Below are 18,614 nucleotides of genomic sequence, written 5' to 3'. Positions count from 1 at the left end.
TACTATTAGTACCAAGTACTAAAAGCTACTCATTCTACATAGGCTAAGCTTATAGGTGGGTGCTAAAAATATATGTTCTAACTGAACGGTGGGTTTTTAAGGGTGGAGAGGTGACAACGCTTGGCAAAATTATCCAAAAGCGATAGGCAAAACCAGCTGGTTGAAACGTTAAAGCAAAATCCTTTTATGACTGATGAAGAACTTGCTCATCAGTTTAATGTGAGCGTTCAAACTATTCGACTAGATCGTTTAGAAAAGTCGATTCCAGAATTACGTGAAAGGATCAAATATGTTGCAGAACAAAATTATGATGAAGTAAAATCTCTGATGGCCGACGAAGTCATAGGAGAAATTATCGACCTGCAACTTGATGATAGTGCTATTTCTATTTTAGATATACGTGATGAGCATGTTTTTACAAGGAATAAAATCGCAAGGGGCCATCACTTGTTTGCACAGGCTAACTCACTTGCAGTTGCTGTCATCAACGATGAACTGGCCCTGACCTCTTCCGCTGAAATTAAGTTTTTGCGATCTGTTAGAGTAGGTGAGCGTGTCGTCGCTAAAGCCCAAGTGATGGAACGTAGCGATGATCGTACGAAGGTGAAGATCGACTCCTTTATCGGAAATGAATTGGTGTTTTCGGGTAGGTTTAATATCTACCGTAAAGATTCGCAAACTACATGAGTTAAGGAGTGACAACCTTGAAAATTGCACTTGATGCTATGGGTGGAGATCACGCACCTAAAGCGATGGTAGAAGGGGCGCTTTTAGCCTTAGAAGCATTTGACGATATAGAGATACTATTAGTCGGTCAAGAAGATAAAGTTAAGCAGCATCTGCCTCAAGCACATGAACGTTTAAGCATCGTTAACGCTGATGAAGTCATTGAAACGGACGAAGAGCCTGTACGCGCCGTGAGGAAAAAGAAAGATTCGTCGCTAGTGAAAGCGGCCAAAATGGTCAAAGACCAAGAAGCGCTCGCCTGTATTTCAGCCGGAAATACGGGTGCTTACATGACGGCTGGTCTTTTAGTCACTGGTCGCCTAAAGGGCATCGAAAGACCGGCTTTGGCGACATATTTCCCAACTGTGCACGGTCATCATTGTCTCGTATTAGATGTGGGGGCGAATGTAGAAGCTAAAGCTTCTCATCTCCATCAATACGCCAAGATGGGTAAAATCTACGCTGAAAATGTGATGGGTTTAACCAACCCGTCTGTAGCACTGCTTAATGTTGGCACAGAAGAAGCGAAGGGCAACGAGTTGACCAAACAAACCTTCTCTCTGCTGAAGGATGATAACGAACTTCAGTTCATTGGTAACGTTGAAGCGCGTGATGTGCCCTTTGCTGTGGCAGACGTGGTGGTTTGTGACGGATTCTCTGGTAACGTCTTGCTCAAAACGGCAGAAGGCGCGGGTAGTGCTATATTTACCATGTTAAAAAAAGAACTCACGGCAAGTTTGCCTAATAAACTGGCAACATTAGTACTCAAGCCAAGTTTAAAAAGAATAAAGAAAACCATGGATTATACCGAGTATGGGGGCGCACCTCTTCTCGGCTTAAACGGTGGATGTATCAAAGCACACGGATCTTCGAATGAGATCGCGATCAAAAATGCAGTCGGCCAAGCTAGAAAGTTTATAAAAGAAGATGTACTTGAATCTATTCGTAGTGAAGTACAGAAAGAGAGTGATGAATAATGACGAAGCCGTCAGTTGGGGTATTGGGAACGGGTTCATATCTTCCTGAAAAAGTGTTAACGAACTTCGACTTGGAAAAGATGGTGGATACTAATGATGAATGGATTGTCACTCGTACAGGTATCAGAGAACGTCGTATCGCTGCCGATGAAATCGCATCTTCAGACATGGCGTACGAAGCCAGTATTAAGGCGATGGAACGGGCAGGTATCACGGCTGATGACCTAGACCTTATTATCGTGGCCACTGTAACACCAGATATGTTCTTTCCATCAACCGCTTGTATTTTACAGGATAGATTAGGGGCTCACTCTGCTGCAGCTTACGATCTATCAGCAGCATGCTCTGGGTTTTTATACGGCGTTACAACAGCCACACAATTCATTCAAAACGGATTTTATAAGCATGTTTTAGTCGTTGGTGTTGAGAGCCTATCAAAAATTGTAGACTGGGAAGACCGTAACACGTGTGTCCTCTTTGGTGATGGCGCTGGTGCCGTTGTCGTCGGTCCAACAGAAGAAGGCTACGGCTTCCTATCCTTTGAATTAGGCGCTGATGGTAGCGGCGGGTCTTTACTCTGCCAACCAGGAGGCGGTTCTAGACATCCTATGTCACCTGAAAACATGGATAACCGACTCCAGTATATTAAAATGAACGGCAATGAAGTCTTTAAGTTTGCGGTTCGTGTCATGGAGCAGGTGTCTGACGCCGTCATAGAAAAAGCGGGATTAAACAAAGAAGAAGTCTCTTTGCTCGTCCCGCACCAAGCTAATCTCAGAATCATAGATGCAGCGAGAAAAAGATTAAAACTACCAGAGGACCGTGTTGTCGTGAACTTAGATAAGTACGGTAACATGTCTTCCGCCTCTATCCCCGTTGCACTAGATGAAGCGGTACGAGAAAAGCGGGTGAAAAAAGGAGATATCCTCGTCTTTGTCGGTTTTGGTGGCGGACTCACTTGGGGTGGCAGTGCGATGAGATGGAACTTAGACTAAAGTCCACAGATCCATACTCATCGTAGCCATCTAAAGATAGATATCAAATAGCATGAAAGGGTGTAACGAATGGGTAAGATCGCATACGTTTTTCCTGGCCAAGGCGCACAACAAGTGGGCATGGGAAAAGCCATGTCCGACGCTTTTCCCGAGGTGAAGCGTGTTTTTGAAGAAGCGGATGAGGCTTTGGGCTATGATTTATCACGCTTATGCTTTGAAGGACCAGAGGAAGAATTGAAACTCACATACCATACACAGCCAGCCATACTCACAACGAGTATCGCCTACTACGAAGTATTCAAACAACAAGCCCCACGACCAGACTTTGTCGCTGGGCACAGCTTGGGAGAATACTCTGCACTCATCGCAGCAGAAGCCATGTCATTTGCGGACGGTGTAGCCACTGTTCACAAACGCGGAACATTCATGGACGAAGCCGTCCCGGCAGGTCAAGGTGCTATGGCTGCTGTGATGGGCGGAGACCGTGAAACAATCGGTAACATCTGTGAAGAAATCACACTCGCTGGCAACGCCGTTCAAATGGCCAATATGAACTCGCCAAAACAAATCGTGATCTCTGGAACAAAGGAAGGCGTCGATCAAGCGAGTAAACAGCTAAAAGAAGCAGGCATTCGTCGTGTCATTCCGCTAGTTGTCAGTGGTCCTTTCCACTCAGACTTAATGAAGCCAGCGGCCAGCAAACTCGCGCATGAACTTGAGAAAATCACGATCAACACGGCCAAAGTTCCAGTCGTGACCAATGTAGACGCAAGACCAGCCATGTTAGGTGACGATCTAGAGCATGCCTTAGTCGAGCAGGTTTTCTCACCCGTTTTATGGGAAGACTCTGTACAGTGGATGATTGAACAAGGTGTCGATACATTTGTTGAAATAGGACCCGGACAAGTCCTATCTGGTCTCATCAAAAAAATTGATCGTGACGTGACCATACATACCGTATCTGACCAAGAAAGCCTTGTACATACCCTTGAAAAACTAAAATAAATAAATAGAAAAAGCCATAATGGAGCTATAGCACTTATCACTCACTAGCAATCAAGGTAAATAACCCTACACTGAATCACACTCAAGCGCATGGTGGTATCCTCCGCAGCAACCTTTGAGCAAAGCTCGAGTTGCGAAGGAGTGTTACCACCGAGGCGCGCAAAACTAAAAGGAGCATAGGAGGATCTGTAATGAACCTTAAAGGACAAGTCGCTCTCATTACAGGAGGAGCGAGAGGGATCGGACGTGCCATCACACTTGAACTTGCAAAATCAGGAGCAGATGTAGCCATTAACTACGCAGGAAGCGAAGCTGCAGCGCAGGAATTGGCTGCGGAAGTAGAAAAACTAGGGCAAAAAGCGATTACCGTACAAGCTAACGTTGCAGATGGGGACACCGTTAAAGCGATGGTCAAGAAGGTTGTCGATCATTTTGGACAACTCGATATCCTCATTAATAACGCGGGTATTACCAAGGATAACCTACTCATGAGAATGAAAGATGACGAGTGGGACGATGTCCTAGACGTGAATCTAAAAGGGGTTTACAACTGTATTAAAGGTGTTTCCAGACAAATGATGAAACAACGTTCAGGGCGAATTGTCAACATCTCATCCGTTGTCGGCGTGTTAGGAAACCCTGGCCAAGCAAACTACGTTGCGGCGAAAGCAGGCGTGATCGGATTAACCAAAACGGTGGCTCGTGAATTCTCATCCCGCAACATTACCGTTAATGCGGTTGCACCAGGGTTTATCGAAACAGACATGACAGCAGAGCTCGGTGACGACGTACGAGAGGGTTTAATGTCACAAATTCCGTTAAATCGATTAGGTCAGCCTGAAGAAGTTGCTAAAGTGGTCCGTTTCCTCGTATCTGACGATGCGGCCTACATGACAGGGCAAACACTTCATGTTGACGGTGGAATGGTCATGCCGTAGATTCATGACGTTGTCGATTCTTTCTGTCGACAAAAAATCAAAGACGAAAGATTGTACTAGGCTTAAATATTTATTATAATCTGTGAGAGGAGGTGAGCAAGCAATGGCAGATACATTAGAACGCGTAAAGAAGATTATTGTTGAACGACTAGATGTGGACGAGGCAGATGTAACCCCAGAAGCTTCCTTCAAGGATGACTTAGGTGCTGACTCTTTAGATGTAGTAGAGCTTGTTATGGAGTTAGAAGACGAGTTTGATCTAGAAATCTCTGATGAAGAGGCGGAGAAGATCTCAAAAGTAGGTGAGGTTGTCTCCTACATAGAATCTCAACAATAATGGTTAATCTACAGATAAAGTCCCGTTATCTTTAACGGGACTTCCTTCAAAGTATCGCCTTTGTTTCACCAACTGAAATATCAATATTTGTTGAGGGACGCTCCCTGTATAGATTAAGCAACATTGAGTAAGAGGAAATAAACAGGAATACATATCTGTTTGATATAGAGGTGAGATGCAATGGAAAATAGAGTGGTGATCACAGGATGTGGGGTTATAACATCCCTAGGTCAAGAAACGGAAACATTTTGGAACCACTTACTTGAGGGTCAATCTGGCGTCTCGAAAATAGAATCTTTTGATGCAAGTGATTTTCAGACTCAGATCGCCGCTGAAGTAAAGGATTTTAACCCAGGAGACTATATGGACAAACGAGAGGCAAGAAGAGCAGATCGTTTCTCTCAGTTTGGTGTGGCAGCCGCAAAAAATGCGTTGAAACATGCTAATTTAACAATAAACGAAGAAAATGAACATCGCATTGGTGTCTACGTGGGTTCTGGTATCGGTGGACTTCAGACGTGGGAAGAACAACATAAGGTCCTATTAGAAAAAGGTCCTCGCCGTGTCAGTCCCTTTTTTATACCCATGATGATTGCGAATATGGCTTCTGGCTTAATCTCCATTATGACAGGGGCAAAAGGGCCCAATAGTGCTTCTATCAGTGCCTGCGCGACTGGGACACACGCGATTGGTGATGCGTTTCACATCATTAAGCGTGGACACGCTGATGCTATGCTGGCTGGTGGAACTGAGGCCACGATTCGTCCCACAGCTTTAGCAGGATTTAACTCAGCAAGAGCAATGTCCACTAGAAACGATGAGCCTGAAAAAGCGAGCCGTCCTTTCGACGCAGAACGCGACGGATTTGTGATGGGAGAAGGGGCAGGTGTGCTTGTGCTCGAGTCTTTAGACCATGCACTAGCACGAGGCGCTAATATTATCGCTGAAGTGGTCGGATACGGCATGAGTGGAGATGCGTATCACCTGACAAGCCCAGCGCCTGAAGGTGAAGGAGCCACCAGGTCAATGAATGAAGCGATTAGAGATGCCAACCTTGAGCCACAAGATGTGGATTACATTAACGCTCATGGGACATCTACAGAATATAACGATAAGTTTGAAACGCAAGCGATCAAGCAGGCGTTTGGCGATCATGCTTCTAAGTTAGCCATTAGCTCAACTAAAAGTATGACCGGTCACTTATTAGGTGCAGCTGGCGGGGTAGAAACTGTGGCATGTGCACTAGCGATACGGGATCAAATCGTGCCACCAACGATTAACTATGATAACCCTGATCCAGAATGTGATTTGGATTACGTTCCGAATGAAGCCAGAAAAATGGATGTAGATGTTACACTATCTAATTCACTTGGTTTTGGAGGTCACAATGCAACGATCATCCTCAGAAAATACGAAGAGAAATAAATATCGACCTCGTAGATCTCATAAGAGGACACAAAGGGGACCAAGATTAGGCGAAATGCGTATGAAGTTTGATAAACTCCAGGAAAAAATTAATATCAAATTCAACAATGATAAAATACTGATACAGGCCTTTACTCACTCATCTTACGTCAATGAGCACCGCGGCCAGCCTTTTGAAGACAATGAGCGCCTTGAATTTTTAGGGGATGCCGTTTTAGAGTTGACCGTATCAAAATACCTCTATACCCATTACCCTAAAATGAGTGAAGGTGAAATGACCAAGCTTCGAGCTGCGATTGTATGCGAACCTTCCCTCGTCAAGTTTGCCGAAGACTTACACTTCGGCGAGCTCATCCTGTTAGGAAAGGGCGAAGAAATGACAGGGGGGAGAGAACGTCCTGCTTTATTAGCCGATGTGTTTGAATCATTTATCGGGGCCTTGTACCTAGACCAAGGCTTGGATATCGTTTACCGTTTTCTATCTATTCACGTCTTTCCTAAGGTCACGGATGGTGAATTTTCACAAGTCATCGACTATAAAAGCCAGCTTCAAGAGTACGTCCAGCATGACAGCCGTGGAGACATCTCCTATGCCATAGTTCAGGAAAAGGGTCCAGCGCATAATCGAGAGTTCGTGTCTGAAGTGTTTCTCAATGACGAGTCCTTGGGAATTGGAGTAGGGCGTTCTAAGAAAGAAGCTGAACAACATGCAGCCGAACAAGCCTTAAAGGTTTTAAAGGCGACGTAGCCGGCCGCAGAACACGTCTAGAACAGCAAAACATCTTCTAGGTGAGATAGACGAATGATGCGTCAAAGCTGCCAAGGACTTTAACCATAATAGTGGTATGAAAGAGGGTACTATGGTACCTTCTTTTTATTGTCTCAAGCCAATTGATGGTCAAAAGGTAAATAGTGAACGCATTGTGAACTCGACTTTTAAGTCTGCTTTTATTATGATTAAATATGATCAAATGCATGTGGAGGGCGGTCATGACAACCATTAATGATATCGCTAAGTTAGCAGAAGTCTCCCGCACGACAGTGTCGCGCGTTTTAAACCGTAATGGATATGTGAGCGAGGATGTACGCCAGAGGGTATTAAGAGCGGTAGAACAAACAGGCTATGTACCTAGTGCACATGCTAAATCACTGAGAACCAAACAATCGAAAGTCATTGGCGTTATTATACCGAGAATTAACACTGAAGCGGCCAGTCGGGTGGTCAACGGGATCGACGAGTATCTTTCTGAATACGATTATCAGATTTTATTAGCGAATACGCAGTTAGATGCCGACAAAGAAGTAGAATATATGAAGCTTTTACAAGCCAGGCAGGTCGATGGCATCATTTTACTTGCGACAAATGTCAGCAAAACGCTACAGAACGTGATTAAGGAGCTGAAGGTGCCTATCGTGGTCATTGGACAGGCTATACCAGGAGTGAACAGCGTCATTTATGATGACTACAATGCTGCAGTCGAGTTAACAAAGTTCATGATAGAGAAAGGGCATAAACGTTTAGCTTTTATCGGCGTCAATGAAAGGGATCACGCTGTAGGAATGCTAAGGAAAAAGGGATTTGTAGACACCCTACGGCAATATCATTTAGATGTCCAAAAAGATTGGATGGCGTACGGAGACTTTAGTATAGATTCGGGCTACCTAGCGATGAAAAAGATTGTCACTGAAGGTCAGGGGTGGCCTACAGCCGTCTTAGCCGTGACGGACCGAATGGCCATTGGAGGCATGCAGTACTTAAAGGAAAGAGGGGTCAGTATACCCCATGATATAGGCGTAGCTGGTATCGGAAATTCTGACATGTCTCAGTATGTCTCTCCTGCACTCACAACGGTTAACTATGACAACCACAAAGCCGGGCAAAAAGCAGCTCAGACTATATTGGAGACGTTAAATAAACCCATCGGTCATGAAAAGGACTTCTTAGAAAAGAAATTAATGATAAATCATGGACTAATCGAACGAAATAGTTTATAGTATGGATTATGCTATTATACTATTTTTTTAATTCGATATGGAATCGATACCACATATAAAAAGAAAGTAATAAACGTTTGCACGGTGTGAAAACGTTCTCACTTTTTTGGGCAATATGGAATCGATTCCATAAAATCCACAAAACAGACAGATACAACAGATAGGAGGAGAGGTAGAATGGCTGAGAACAAACAGATTGCCCAAGCCATTATTGAAGCAATAGGTGGGGAAGACAATGTGGAATCAATTGCCCATTGTGCCACAAGACTTAGAATCATGGTACATGACAAAGAAAAAATAGATCAGAGCACCGTCGAGGATATCGATAAGGTGAAAGGCGCCTTTTACAACTCGGGTCAGTATCAAATCATTCTTGGAACAGGAACCGTTAACAAGATTTATGAACAGATGACACAGCTTGGCATAACGGGAAAATCAAAATCTGAACAAAAGGAAGACGCCACAGAACAAGGCAGTTTATTACAAAGAATGATACGTTCGTTCGGCGATGTTTTTGTCCCTATCATACCCGCTTTGGTAGCCACAGGGTTGTTCATGGGATTACGTGGACTGCTCATGCAGGAGGAAGTTCTAAGCTGGTTTGGTTTGACGCCAAACGATATCTCTGATCATTTACTACTCTTTACTGAGGTGCTCACGGACACCGCTTTTATTTTTCTACCGGCGCTTGTCGCTTGGTCTACATTTAGGGTTTTTGGAGGAAGTCCGACGACGGGTCTCATACTAGGTCTAATGCTTGTTTCTCCGGCCTTGCCGAACGCTTGGGCCGTCGCAGATGGAGATGTGGAACCGTTATACTTTTTAGATTTTATACCGGTGATCGGTTATCAGGGATCTGTCATACCCGCCTTTATCGCTGGTTTAATAGGAGCCAAACTAGAACAGAGAATCAGAAAGCTTGTACCGGAATCGTTGGACCTTATCATCACACCGTTTTTCACCTTACTGACGATGATTACACTATCCTTGTTTCTCATCGGTCCGGTTTTCCACGCTGTGGAAGATGCCATACTTGATTTGACACTGACGATACTTAACCTGCCGTTTGCTTTGAGTGGCCTGTTACTAGGGTTTGCACACCAAATCATTGTCATCACCGGTGTGCACCATGTCTTTAACTTCTTAGAAATTCAGTTACTAGAAAGGCTTGGCGAGAATCCGTTCAACGCCATTATTACCTGCTCTATCGCTGCTCAAGGAGGCGCTGCGTTGGCTGTAGGGCTAAAAACTCAATCAAAGAAACTTAAAGCGTTGGCTCTGCCATCATCTTTTTCAGCCTTCTTGGGGATTACGGAACCCGCTATTTTCGGGGTTAATTTGCGTTTTATGAAACCGTTCGTTATGGGCCTGATTGGAGGAGCCACCGGAGGATTTTTCGCTTCATTATTCGGACTGAAAGGAACCGGCATGGCCATTACCGTCTTACCGGGTACCCTTTTATATCTCAACGGTCAACTGTTCACATATTTACTTGTGAACGTGATATCCGTTGTGGTGGCGTTCATTTTGACCTGGTTATTCGGTTATAGTGACAAGGTGCTAGACAACAAGTGATGATATACTATAGACACTGCGATAACATAGCCATAAAATTCATATAACTCATACATTCACTATATGACTGTACTACATTGATATAGTACTACAGTACAACGGTGCTACAGTACTGTCGTGCTATCGACAAGGAATAGGGAGGCTGAAACCATTGAGCCAAGGTATCATGACATTAGGGGAGGCACTCATAGATTTTATTCCCCACGATTCAACGAATATGATTTATCAGAAAAATCCAGGTGGGGCACCCGCAAACGTAGCAGTAGGCGTTGCCCGACTCGGGGCCAAATCAACCTTTGTGAGCAAGGTGGGAGATGACGTCCTAGGTCATTTCTTAAAGCAAACACTAGATGAATTCAAGGTCGATACGAACCATGTAAAACTGAGTGAAGAGGCTAAAACGAACATCGTTTTTGTCACATTAGATGACGAGGGTGATCGTAGCTTTGAATTTTACGTCACGCCGAGTGCCGATCAGTTGTTAAGAGCAGAAGAGATTGACGAAAGGCTTTTTAAGGCACATCGTGTCTTTCATTTTGGTTCCATCACCCTCATTCAAGAGCCTGCCATGGGGGCCACCAAGAGGGCCATCCAGTTGGCGCGAGAGAACGATATGATTGTGTCCTATGACCCTAATCTCCGGCTGCCCCTTTGGGACGATGAGCAACAAGCCAAAGAGCATATCAGCTCCGTACTGGATCAGGTTGATGTCCTGAAGTTATCAGAGGAAGAACTGACCTTTTTAACGGGGGAAAAGGATTTACATTCGGGTGCAGCGGTGTTGAAGGCGCAATATAACATTCCGCTTATCTTCGTTACGTTAGGGGCTGAAGGCTCTTTCGTCTTCGCTGAAAATGATGTACAAAAAGTACCGGCCATGAAAGTAAAAGCGGTAGATACCACAGGGGCGGGGGACGCTTTCGTCTCCGGTATCCTTTATCAGCTGAATGAATTACAGGGAGACGTGTCTAGCATCACGCTAGAGCAAGCGGTACGGATGGCGACATTTGCAGCTGTTTCAGGTGGTTTAGCCGCTTCTGCCAAAGGGGCTATGACCGCTTTACCAACGTTGCATGAGGTGCACGATGTACAACAAAAGATGAACGAAGGAACCGTTTAAGGGAGGAGAGGGCCATGCAACACAAGGACCAAGAACTGAGAGCGCGAGCGGATCGAGCCATACAAGAATATCAAAACGTAGTTGAAAGCGACCCGTACAGGCTTCACTACCACGTGATGCCGCCCGTGGGGTTGCTGAATGATCCGAACGGGTTGATTCACTGGAACGGCACTTACCATCTATTCTTCCAGTGGATGCCGTTTCGTACAGGACATGGCGCAAAGTTTTGGGGACATTATACGTCGGAGGATCTGATCCATTGGAAGTGGGAACCGATTGCGCTTACACCGAGTGATTGGTATGACAAAGACGGTTGCTATTCGGGCAGTGCTGTAGAGGATGAAGGTCAATTGAAGCTCCTTTATACTGGGAATGTAAAGAATGAGCAAGGTGAACGTGAAACGTATCAATGCCTGGCGACTTCACAGGACGGTGTGCATTTTTCTAAAAAAGGGGTCGTCTTTGAACTCCCACAGGGGTACACCCCACACTTCCGTGATCCGAAGGTATGGAAGCACGATGATCATTGGTATATGGTCATCGGCGCACAGAAAGAACAGGAAGGAACGTATAAAGGGTGTGCCGTATTATGCCAATCAACGGATTTGTCAGAGTGGACGTTCTTAGGTGAGCTGGCAGCATCGGGTAGCGATTCTGTCGGTGACCTAGGCTATATGTGGGAATGCCCTGACTTGTTTCACTTAGATGGAAAGGATATCCTTCTCTTTTCTCCTCAAGGTTTAGAACCTCAGGGCATGAAGTACCACAACGTGTACCAAACGGGCTATATGCTAGGTAAGGTGCATCTCGATCAAGTCCATTTTGAGCATGGGGATTTTCAAGAGTTAGATCGTGGGTTTGAATTCTATGCCCCTCAAACAACGCTAGATGACAAAGGGCGGCGTATACTTTTTGGCTGGGTAGGTGTCCCCGACCAAAACGAGGAAAGCCATCCGACGCGTGCTTACCAGTGGATTCACAACATGAGTATCCCTCGTCAGCTACACGTGGTCGATGGTCAATTAGTACAAACACCCGTGGAAGAGATGAAACGTCTGCGTCAACACAACGTCCATATACCGCACGTACGTCTGGCTCATGAACGTAAACAGTGGGAGGACGTTAAGGGTCAAGCCATAGAGTTACTGCTCAACATAGAGGCATTAAGTGATGACGCTATTTTTGAGATGAACATCCGCCAGCATGCTCGCTTCATCTATCAGTCCAAAGAACGTAGGCTTACATTAGAACGTCACAGCTTTGCGCATGGTCGGACAGAATCGAGAAGCTGTAGATTATCAGAGCTTAAGTCTCTCCATCTATTCCTAGACACCTCCTGCTTAGAGGTCTTTGTTAATGGCGGTGAAGAGGTTTTTACCTCTCGTATCTTCCCTTACCCTGAAGAAGAATCGATCGTATTTGCCGTTAGAGGCGAAGCTCAAATAGACCTGAAGAAATGGGATCTCCAGGCCACAAGAGAATAACAAAATACATTTCCATCGGGCAGCGACATGAACGCTGCCTCTTTTGATGTTAAAGGGGCTCATTGAAAAGACACACGTAGATTGGTAAAATAAATAAGTTAAGACACGTGCGTCATCAAAGACCTGTTTACATAGAACGAACATAAAGAATCGTTTTAGGATTACGTTTGAGGGGAGTCATGATTTATATGTACCTCAAGAAGCTGGAGTTATATGGATTCAAATCATTTGCAGACCGGACGGAACTGGAATTTGTACCCGGTGTGACCGCCGTCGTTGGGCCTAACGGGTCAGGTAAAAGTAATGTCTCTGACGCCATACGTTGGGTATTGGGCGAACAGTCGGCCAAATCCTTACGTGGGTCCAAAATGGAAGACATTATTTTCGCCGGTAGTGACACTCGACGGCCGCTGAACTACGGGGAAGTGACCTTAGTACTAGACAACGGTGATGAAGCACTGCCTATTGAATACGCAGAAGTGGCCATTACACGGCGTGTGTATCGTTCAGGAGACAGTGAATACTTTCTGAACAAACAAAGCTGTCGATTGAAGGATATTGCCGAGTTATTCATGGATACCGGATTAGGTAAAGAAGCGTATTCTATTATCGGGCAGGGGCGTATAGAAGAGATTTTGAGCTCAAAAGCTGAAGACCGACGTGGTATTTTTGAAGAAGCGGCTGGGGTCGTCAAGTATAAAAATCGCAAGCGGGAAGCGGAACGTCGTTTGGACGAGACGGAAGCGAATCTCATACGCATACAAGATATTATCTATGAATTAGAAGGACAGCTGGAGCCCTTACGTATTCAGGCCGAAAAAGCCAAAAGATACAAAGAGCTAAAAGCCTCTTTGACCAAAAAAGAGATCAGTACGTTAGTTTATGCCATTGAAACGACCCACAAACAGTGGGAAGAAGCATCATCGAAACTGAGTGAGTTAAGGGAAACACAGCAACAGTTATCCGTCGAGGTCAGTCAAGAGGACGCCAAACTGCAAGAACACCGTTGGAAAACCGCACAGCTAGAACAGAAACTAGAAGAATCCCACCAGCAGCTTCTTGATATTACTGAAGAAGTCGAAAAGCTTGAAGGACAGAGAGAGGTTCTCAGAGAAAGAAAGAAAAACTTCTCTACTAATAAACAGGACGTGATTGAAAAACTGAATGCGCTCAAAGAAAGACGCCAAACACATCTAGAGGAGCTCGAGCAGCGCAAACAGGAACTAGAAGTCGTAGAAGGGGAAGTGTCTCAGGCGAAAGCGGCGCTGAACGATGAAGAGCAATCTCTGAAGGAATTAGTCTACGATTTGGATGAAAAATTGGAAAGCTTAAAGTCGGACTATATCAACGTCCTCAACGAGCAGGCGTCTGCCAAAAATGATTTGCGTTATGCAGAGCAGAACATTGAACAAAACAAAGAGAAAATACAGAAGCTCGACACAGATCACCAGCAATATATCGATGAACGCGCGGATATTGTTGAACAAATAAAGGACAAGCAGGATGATATCGACCGATTACAACAGCAGATTGAGCAGCTACGCAGCCGTTATCAAGAGACGGCCAATGAGCGAAAAGCCCTCATACATCAAATAGAGCAGGAAGAGGAGCAGCTACGTCAAACGGTCAACGATTATGAAAAAAAGGAAGCAAGACAGCAATTATTAACAGAAATGAAAAATGATTTTACCGGCTATTTCCAAGGGGTAAAAGAGGTCCTTAAAGCGAGAGAACAATACTTGGATGGTATTGATGGATCGGTCGCTGAACTCATCCAAGTTCCCAAGAAGGTGGAGATGGCGATAGAAACAGCGCTAGGTGGCGCTTTGCAACACGTCGTTGTTCAGGATGAGGCATCAGCACGGGAAGCCATTCGTTATCTGAAGCAACGTCGGTCAGGCAGAGCCACATTTTTACCGCGTAATGTCATCAGGCCTCGATCCGTGAATCCCCAAGACCAGCAGGTGTTCTCACAGTCCGACGCTTTTGTTGGCGTCGCATCGGATCTTGTCCATTACGATGACACCTACAAGGATGTTGTCGGTAACCTCTTAGGGACTGTGATCGTGACCAGAGAACTGAAGGCCGCCAATGAACTCGCACGCAACACACATTACCGTTATCGTTTTGTAACCTTAGAAGGAGATATTGTTAACCCCGGGGGTTCCATGAGTGGGGGGAGTGCTAAGAAGAACCAGACCAACCTCCTAGGTCGAGAAAGAGAATTAGAGCGCTTAGCACAAGAGCTAAAAGAGATTCACCAGCACGTCAAAAAGAAAAAGGCTCATATAACCGACCTAAAGGCTCAAAACGATACCATGGAACAACAGTTAGAGGACTGGAGAACGCAGGGCGAGGAATGGAAAGCGCTTGAGCAACAGAAGAAAGATGATTTTAACCAGCTGCTCTTTGCTCAGAGAAGACTTGATGAAAAGCTAGAAATCTACGATCAAGACCTGCATACGTTCCAACAAGAGATCGATGACAGTCAGCAGCAAAAGAATGACCTGCAAAACAAACTGGCTGAACTCCATACGCGGGCCCAAACAATGGAAAAAGATATCGAACAGCTAGAGCAAGACAAGAAACTATCGCAGAAGCGTAAGGAGGAAAAAGGAGAGCAGATTACGGTCCTCAAGGTAGATCTCGCTCGTAAAATGCAGACGTTTGAAGGGCTACAAGCGGATGTTTCACGCCTTGAACAGACCAAACAGGAACTAGACGATGAATGGCACTTCATTCAGGAGCAGTTACAAAGATTAGAGGGGAATCTTCACGAGCAGGATGATGAAGAAGACTCGATGGCCGAACAGCTCAGAGAGAAAAAAGAACAAAAGGATCAACTGACCCAGCAGATCAATGATTGGCGCCAGCAACGAAAGACGGATAAGCAGCTGATCGAACAGCTTGAAATCAATCTCAAAGAAATCCAAAAAGAACTAAGAATGTTAGAAGACGCGGCCCATCAGGTTGAAGTGCAGGTCAATAGACTTGATGTAGAACTGGAAAATAACCTGAGTCAGCTGCGCGAAGAATACGAATTGAGTTTTGAATTAGCGAAAGAGCAGTATCCACTAGAAGACGAGTATGACACGGTCAAACAAGAAGTGGACGCCTTAAAGCTACAGATACAACAGTTGGGTGCCGTCAATATAGGGGCCATAGAGGAGTTTGAACGCTTGGAGGAGCGCTATCAATTCCTGAAATCTCAGGAGGAGGATCTTGTACAAGCCAAAGAGAAGCTGTACCAAGTGATCGCCGAGATGGATGAAGAGATGACGAAGCGCTTCAAAGAAACATTTGACCTCGTACGTGAGCAATTCCAAGACGTGTTTCAGGAGTTGTTTGGTGGTGGACGAGCTGATTTGATTCTGTCAGACCCTGACAATCTGCTCACCACAGGCATCGATATTATTGCGCAACCGCCAGGCAAAAAGCTTCAGTACTTAGCCTTACTCTCAGGTGGGGAGAAGGCCCTAACGGCGATTGCACTATTGTTCTCTATCTTAAGAGTCAAGCCTGTACCATTCTGTGTGCTTGACGAAGTGGAAGCAGCATTGGATGAGGCTAACGTGACGCGCTTTTCTGAGTACCTTCGCGCTTTTTCTGAAAAAACACAGTTCATCGTTATCACGCACAGAAAAGGAACAATGGAAGGCGCCGACGTGCTGTATGGAATCACCATGCAGGAGTCTGGCGTGTCTAACCTCGTCTCAGTTAAACTAGAAGAGAAGGATGACCCCATCACCGCATAGAACGAAGAATAAAGAAACATAAGGATTTAGAGGAGGCATAACATATGGGCTTTTTTAAGAAGATCAAAGAAAAGATTACCAATCAAACGGAAACCGTCACCCATAAGTTCAAAGAAGGGCTAACCAAAACGAGAGACAACTTTTCAGAGAAAGTGAATGACCTTGTCAGTCGATATCGTAAGGTTGATGAGGAGTTCTTTGAAGAGTTAGAGGATATTCTGATTCAAGCGGATGTTGGTTTTAATACGGTCATGGATCTCGTCGACGACATTAGAACAGAAGCGAAGAAACGTAAGCTAGAAGACAGTCAAGACATTAAACCACTCATCACCGAAAAACTAACAGACCTCCTAACTAAATCTGAAGAAGAGGGCGTTCTCCATGTGAATGAGGACGGTTTAACTGTATACTTAGTCGTCGGTGTCAACGGTGTAGGTAAAACGACGACCATCGGTAAGCTGGCACATAAGTTCAAGTCTGAAGGCAAAAACGTGGTGCTTGCTGCAGGTGATACGTTCCGTGCGGGTGCCATCGAACAGTTAGAAGTGTGGGGAGAACGCGTCGGTGTTGACGTCATTAAACACCAAGCGGGAGGCGATCCTGCTGCAGTTGTATTTGATGCGATTCAATCCGCTAAGTCAAAAGACGCTGATATCCTGATTTGTGATACTGCGGGAAGGCTACAAAATAAGGTCAACCTCATGGAGGAGCTAAAGAAGGTCTATCGTGTCGTGAACAGAGAAATCCCTGACGCTCCACATGAAACACTCCTTGTGTTGGATGCCACGACGGGACAGAATGCCCTTTCTCAAGCAAAAACATTTGGAGAGTCTACCAACGTGACAGGGATCGTTCTAACTAAACTGGATGGAACGGCCAAAGGTGGGATCGTGCTGGCGATCCGTAATGAGTTAGATATCCCTGTTAAATTTGTTGGACTTGGGGAGAAGGTCGACGACTTGCAGCGTTTCGAGCCAGAGCAATTTATTAACGGCTTGTTTGCCGACCTCGTAGAGGAAGAAGCAGAGAAGGAAGAAGCTTAAATATTCTAACGCGTGCGTCTCCCCGCACGCGTTTGCGGCTACATAAGATTGGTCAGAATGATATGTTTATTTAGCCGGTGGATCTTCATTTATTCACGGAGCTTGAAGGTATGAATAATCTGTAAGGCTGTTTCTTCTTCCACCACTTCGGCATTAAAATAAAGTTGATAAGCAATGTTCTGTTCTTGCACTAAGAAGTTGTAATGGACTTCCTGTGTAACGGTTTGATCTCCTGATGCAGCAGGTGGTGTGATCTTATAATCAAATTGAACCACAGTTGTAAAGTAGCCACTTAGTTCATTCTCTTTGGTCACCTCCGCATGGTTGGGGTTTAATTGTGAAAGAGGTTGTTCTGGATGATAGTCTACAATGTTAAGTCCCCCAATGTCTTCGTCGTCCTTTTTAAACCTGAGCACTCCCCCTGGTTCCTCTGCTACCACCCACTGCTCTGGTATAGATAGAGCATACTGTTCGGTGTTGGTGATATCATGGGTCAATTCTGATCCTGACAATTCGCTTGACGTTTGATCCGTTGACGAACAAGCGGAAACACTAAGAGCAAAGCATAAAAGAGAAATTACCACAAATTTTTTCATGAATGAACACGCCTCCTATATCATTTAAGTAGCACTGGTCGTCAAAGAAGTAATTTATATTCTTTAAATGACCATAATTGCTTTTAGGTTATTGATAAGCAGTGCACAGTATTTAGTGCAAAACAAAGATACAAGCAAATTATGGAATTGTAAATACTTTTTTTGGGAATGAGTCTGATGTCCTAAAATGAACTGACAAGAAATAAACTTGACAGCGATCTAGCCCTTCATGTATGATTGGGGTTGTGTAAAGGTAATGACCTTGTCACTGCTTTCTAAGCTTTGGTGTTGAAAGGGTTTTGCCCCATGCTTGAAAAAACAACCCGCGTTAATCTTTTATATGATTTTTATCAACCCTTGCTGACTGATAAGCAACGACGCTATATGGCGCTGTATTATTCCGATGATTATTCTCTTAGTGAGATAGCAGAAGAATGTCAGGTCAGTAGACAAGCGGTTTTTGATAATATTAAACGAGCGGAGCAATTGCTAGAGCACTTTGAAGAGCAGTTGCAGTTATTAGCGAAGCATCAACAGAGAGAGCAACTACTACAAGAGGCTACGAATCTGCTTCAAGAAGAATCTAGCATCGATCTACGACAGTTAAGGAACGTGATGAACGCGCTCAAAAAAGTTGACTAGG

Annotated in this window: 16 protein-coding genes; 15 read left to right on the top strand and 1 reads right to left on the bottom strand. The window is 44.8% G+C overall.

Annotated features, from left to right (window positions below; genetic code table 11):
• The first annotated feature begins 120 nt into the window (after positions 1-120).
• From fapR to ftsY, 14 genes are all read left to right on the top strand, one after another.
• Complete coding sequence (gene fapR / locus JKM87_RS08380) at positions 121-687, top strand: transcription factor FapR (protein WP_202079892.1); 567 nt, start codon at positions 121-123, stop codon at positions 685-687.
• Positions 688-704: 17 nt separating this feature from the next.
• Positions 705-1,703, top strand: a complete 999-nt coding sequence (plsX, locus tag JKM87_RS08375; protein WP_202079891.1) for a phosphate acyltransferase PlsX — start codon at positions 705-707, stop codon at positions 1,701-1,703.
• On the top strand, positions 1,703-2,698 hold the full coding sequence (locus tag JKM87_RS08370; protein WP_202079890.1) for a beta-ketoacyl-ACP synthase III: 996 nt from the start codon (positions 1,703-1,705) through the stop codon (positions 2,696-2,698). The genes plsX and JKM87_RS08370 overlap by 1 nt, the downstream gene beginning before the upstream one ends.
• Before the next feature lie 69 nt (positions 2,699-2,767).
• Entirely contained in the window at positions 2,768-3,703 is a 936-nt protein-coding gene (gene fabD, locus JKM87_RS08365; protein ID WP_202079889.1) for an ACP S-malonyltransferase, read from the top strand.
• A gap of 191 nt (positions 3,704-3,894) precedes the next feature.
• A complete protein-coding gene (gene fabG, locus JKM87_RS08360) occupies positions 3,895-4,641 on the top strand; it encodes a 3-oxoacyl-[acyl-carrier-protein] reductase (RefSeq protein ID WP_202079888.1) in 747 nt (248 codons plus the stop codon).
• A 103-nt stretch (positions 4,642-4,744) separates the two neighbouring features.
• Positions 4,745-4,978 carry an acyl carrier protein gene (gene acpP, locus JKM87_RS08355; protein ID WP_202079887.1) on the top strand — a complete coding sequence of 78 codons (234 nt, stop codon included), beginning with the start codon at positions 4,745-4,747 and terminating at the stop codon, positions 4,976-4,978.
• Between the two features lie 180 nt (positions 4,979-5,158).
• Positions 5,159-6,403, top strand: coding sequence for a beta-ketoacyl-ACP synthase II (fabF, locus tag JKM87_RS08350; protein ID WP_202079886.1), 1,245 nt, complete (start codon positions 5,159-5,161; stop codon positions 6,401-6,403).
• Between the two features lie 55 nt (positions 6,404-6,458).
• Positions 6,459-7,151: a ribonuclease III gene (gene rnc / locus JKM87_RS08345; RefSeq protein ID WP_236838700.1), complete on the top strand. Its 693-nt coding sequence runs from the start codon at positions 6,459-6,461 to the stop codon at positions 7,149-7,151.
• Between the two features lie 242 nt (positions 7,152-7,393).
• Positions 7,394-8,398 (top strand): LacI family DNA-binding transcriptional regulator, encoded by a 1,005-nt coding sequence (locus JKM87_RS08340; protein ID WP_202079884.1) that lies wholly within the window; start codon positions 7,394-7,396, stop codon positions 8,396-8,398.
• A gap of 177 nt (positions 8,399-8,575) precedes the next feature.
• Positions 8,576-9,973 carry a sucrose-specific PTS transporter subunit IIBC gene (locus JKM87_RS08335; protein WP_202079883.1) on the top strand — a complete coding sequence of 466 codons (1,398 nt, stop codon included), beginning with the start codon at positions 8,576-8,578 and terminating at the stop codon, positions 9,971-9,973.
• Between the two features lie 151 nt (positions 9,974-10,124).
• Entirely contained in the window at positions 10,125-11,093 is a 969-nt protein-coding gene (locus JKM87_RS08330) for an aminoimidazole riboside kinase (RefSeq protein WP_236838699.1), read from the top strand.
• Positions 11,094-11,107: 14 nt separating this feature from the next.
• The gene (locus JKM87_RS08325; RefSeq protein ID WP_202079882.1) at positions 11,108-12,577 is read left to right on the top strand and encodes a glycoside hydrolase family 32 protein; all 1,470 of its coding nucleotides are present in this window, start codon (positions 11,108-11,110) and stop codon (positions 12,575-12,577) included.
• A gap of 188 nt (positions 12,578-12,765) precedes the next feature.
• Positions 12,766-16,332, top strand: a complete 3,567-nt coding sequence (gene smc / locus JKM87_RS08320) for a chromosome segregation protein SMC (RefSeq protein WP_202079881.1) — start codon at positions 12,766-12,768, stop codon at positions 16,330-16,332.
• 44 nt (positions 16,333-16,376) lie between these two features.
• The gene (gene ftsY, locus JKM87_RS08315) at positions 16,377-17,375 is read left to right on the top strand and encodes a signal recognition particle-docking protein FtsY (protein WP_202079880.1); all 999 of its coding nucleotides are present in this window, start codon (positions 16,377-16,379) and stop codon (positions 17,373-17,375) included.
• Positions 17,376-17,464: 89 nt separating this feature from the next.
• Here the strand turns inward: ftsY and JKM87_RS08310 are convergent, their stop codons facing one another.
• Positions 17,465-17,971 carry a hypothetical protein gene (locus JKM87_RS08310; RefSeq protein ID WP_202079879.1) on the bottom strand — a complete coding sequence of 169 codons (507 nt, stop codon included), beginning with the start codon at positions 17,969-17,971 and terminating at the stop codon, positions 17,465-17,467.
• Positions 17,972-18,277: 306 nt separating this feature from the next.
• Here JKM87_RS08310 and JKM87_RS08305 point away from each other — a divergent pair, with 306 nt between their 5' ends.
• Complete coding sequence (locus JKM87_RS08305) at positions 18,278-18,613, top strand: putative DNA-binding protein (RefSeq protein WP_202079878.1); 336 nt, start codon at positions 18,278-18,280, stop codon at positions 18,611-18,613.
• The last annotated feature ends 1 nt before the right edge of the window (position 18,614 follow it).

This window comes from Caldalkalibacillus salinus (assembly GCF_016745835.1).
GTDB lineage: Bacteria > Bacillota > Bacilli > Caldalkalibacillales > JCM-10596 > Caldalkalibacillus_A > Caldalkalibacillus_A salinus.
Note: the sequence above shows the minus strand (reverse complement) of the source record. Positions and strands in the feature narration are given on the sequence as shown.

What these genes read in the sequence shown, in the direction of transcription:
- fabD (WP_202079889.1), top strand. Translation starts at nt 2,768, where the DNA reads ATGGGTAAGATCGCATACGTTTTTCCTGGCCAAGGCGCACAACAAGTG.
- JKM87_RS08370 (WP_202079890.1), top strand. Translation starts at nt 1,703, where the DNA reads ATGACGAAGCCGTCAGTTGGGGTATTGGGAACGGGTTCATATCTTCCT.
- JKM87_RS08310 (WP_202079879.1), bottom strand. Translation starts at nt 17,971, where the DNA reads ATGAAAAAATTTGTGGTAATTTCTCTTTTATGCTTTGCTCTTAGTGTT.
- JKM87_RS08340 (WP_202079884.1), top strand. Translation starts at nt 7,394, where the DNA reads ATGACAACCATTAATGATATCGCTAAGTTAGCAGAAGTCTCCCGCACG.
- JKM87_RS08335 (WP_202079883.1), top strand. Translation starts at nt 8,576, where the DNA reads ATGGCTGAGAACAAACAGATTGCCCAAGCCATTATTGAAGCAATAGGT.
- acpP (WP_202079887.1), top strand. Translation starts at nt 4,745, where the DNA reads ATGGCAGATACATTAGAACGCGTAAAGAAGATTATTGTTGAACGACTA.
- JKM87_RS08325 (WP_202079882.1), top strand. Translation starts at nt 11,108, where the DNA reads ATGCAACACAAGGACCAAGAACTGAGAGCGCGAGCGGATCGAGCCATA.
- JKM87_RS08305 (WP_202079878.1), top strand. Translation starts at nt 18,278, where the DNA reads ATGCTTGAAAAAACAACCCGCGTTAATCTTTTATATGATTTTTATCAA.
- smc (WP_202079881.1), top strand. Translation starts at nt 12,766, where the DNA reads ATGTACCTCAAGAAGCTGGAGTTATATGGATTCAAATCATTTGCAGAC.
- fabF (WP_202079886.1), top strand. Translation starts at nt 5,159, where the DNA reads ATGGAAAATAGAGTGGTGATCACAGGATGTGGGGTTATAACATCCCTA.
- ftsY (WP_202079880.1), top strand. Translation starts at nt 16,377, where the DNA reads ATGGGCTTTTTTAAGAAGATCAAAGAAAAGATTACCAATCAAACGGAA.
- fabG (WP_202079888.1), top strand. Translation starts at nt 3,895, where the DNA reads ATGAACCTTAAAGGACAAGTCGCTCTCATTACAGGAGGAGCGAGAGGG.
- rnc (WP_236838700.1), top strand. Translation starts at nt 6,459, where the DNA reads ATGCGTATGAAGTTTGATAAACTCCAGGAAAAAATTAATATCAAATTC.